This window comes from Roseinatronobacter ekhonensis (assembly GCF_900499075.1).
GTDB lineage: Bacteria > Pseudomonadota > Alphaproteobacteria > Rhodobacterales > Rhodobacteraceae > Roseinatronobacter > Roseinatronobacter ekhonensis.
The window spans coordinates 1-2271 of record NZ_UIHC01000136.1; the positions used below are offsets into that span (position 1 = coordinate 1).

Sequence of the window (2271 nt, forward strand, 5' to 3'; positions counted from 1 at the left end):
CTGTGAACCCTGTCTCAGGTTTAAGGGCAAAAATATCGGAGTTAAAGGCAAAATCTCATATTTAAGGGCAAAGCACAGCCGTTGATTTCGTTGAATTTCTCATCTCACAATTAAGGGCTACGCGACACCCAGACTGCCGCCGGATTTCATGACCTCTGGTCCAAATTCATTGCCGTGAACGGAAAACGCAGATGAGCTTTGACCCTGAACCGGTTTTGTCGACACTGAAGCCCTTCCAGCGCGCAACTGTGGAATATGTCATTGGCCGGTTTCAGGCAGGCGCGCAGCGGTTTCTGGTCGCGGACGAGGTTGGCCTTGGCAAGACGCGGGTCGCGCAGGGAGTGATCTCGGTGCTGCTTTCTCAACTGTCCGATGGCGAGCGGGCCGATATTATCTATGTCTGCTCCAATGCGGCGATCGCGCGCCAAAACCTGCAGATCCTGAATGTCTTGCACGATGGTGAGGTTCTGCCCACACGTCTGACCCTGCTTTCCGATCCGAGAACAAATCTGCACGAAAATGGGGTTAATTTCATCGCGCTTACTCCCGGCACCAGCTTTGACAAGACCGGCGGGCTTGGCCTCGCGCGGGAGCGGGCGCTTGTCCATCATCTCCTGCGCGGCAAGGTGCATGCAACCCGACTGAAAAACCTGCTGCGCGGCACTGTTCGAAAAAAAGAAAACTGGCAGCGCTACCTGAACGACGTCCCCCAACTCGGAGCGGGATACCGTGAAGAAACCGCTTCTGTGCTCATGGCCGGGGACATGGAAGTAAGTATCCGGGATGCAAACCTGAAACGTTCCGAGGAACGCAATCCGATTACCAAGGCCCTGCTGCAGCGTCTTGCCGCGCATTCTTTGACCTCATTGCGTCCGAAACTGATCATCTTCGACGAGTTCCAGAAGTTCCGCGACCTTTTCTCCGATACGGAGAGTGAAGCGCAGGCCCTGATGCAGCAGTTTCTCCGGACAGAACATCATGGCGCAAAAATACTTTTTCTGTCGGCAACCCCCTACAAGATGCTGACGATCAAAGGTGATGACCCGGAACAGGGCGATCACCAGGAAGACTTTCTCGCAGCCATTAGAATGTTGCATGGTGGGGGCGAGGTCGGGAACACCGCCGCAAAAGAGCTGAAAGCAGAGATGCGGCTCTTCCGCGAGAATCTGCGCTGCTACGCGCAGGGTCTGCCAAACGAGGCGGCAGAGAAGCGCAATCAAGTCGAAGACCGCTTGCGCGGTGTCATGAGCCGCCAGGAAAGGGTTGCCGCGACTAGCACCGATGCCGGGCTGCGCCGCGAAGAGATTACAGCAGATATACGGGCGGAAGATCTTCGGCAGGCTCTGGCTGTAGACCGTGTTGCCCGGCAGGTCGGCGGCCACAATCGCGCGGATTACTGGAAATCCGCCCCGTATCTTTTTAGCTTCATGCCCGGCGAGTTCGATCTCGCCAGGAAAATTGCTGGTTCCGACAAGCGCGCTGACCTTGCCAGCACTGCGCGCCCAGCACTTTTATCAAAACGTCGGATCCATAACTTCGAAGCTGTACCAGCCGACAATGGTCGCATGCGAGCACTGATGGAAAACGTCTTCAAGGAAGGTGAACTTCACAGACGTTTGTGGTTACCCGCCAGCCTGCCCTATTTGTCCGGTCAGCCGCCTCTGACCAAATCGCTGGTATTTTCTGATTGGCAAATGGTCCCTGAGGCCATTGCGGCCCTGACCTCGCACGAGGCAGAGCGCAGGCTACGTCATGAGCGCGGGATCAAAGGTCCTGCAAAGAAGAAGGAAGCGAGGCTGCTGCGCCTGAGTAGCGCAGCGGAAGATTTGGGCAGCTCAATGCGGGTGATGTTGCTCCTCTACCCGTCAGACTTTCTGGCGCGGGCGGTGGATCCTCTGGAAATCTGGCGGCAGAACAGTAGCTTGAGTGCAGAAGAAATGCTCACCAAAGCCAAGGTGCTAATTGCATCTGCCCTCGCCGACCAAATGTTGCCCCTCACCCGTGGTGCCGCCCCGTGGGAGTTGATCGCATGGCTTGATAAATCATCCCTCGGCACTCCCGATATCTCCCGACCGCTACATGAGTGGGTTGGCAAGGTTCGCGAGGGTCTTGACGCAGGTTCCCGCGATGACAGCAACGCACCCTGAAGTGGTCCTGCTTTTTAGGACAGGTTTGCGGCTTGTCTAAGATGCATCAGATTTATGTTCATGCCGCTTTTCGTATCTCTGCTTGCTCGAAGTATGCCGCGTCTGGGGTGCGTTTGTCGAGCGC

At 56.1% G+C, this 2271-nt stretch carries 1 protein-coding gene; it reads left to right on the top strand.

Translation table 11 applies throughout. From position 1 onward, the window contains the following. The first annotated feature begins 191 nt into the window (after positions 1–191). Positions 192–2147, top strand: a complete 1956-nt coding sequence (locus ROE7235_RS19365; protein WP_121097649.1) for a DEAD/DEAH box helicase family protein — start codon at positions 192–194, stop codon at positions 2145–2147. Positions 2148–2271: the final 124 nt, after the last annotated feature.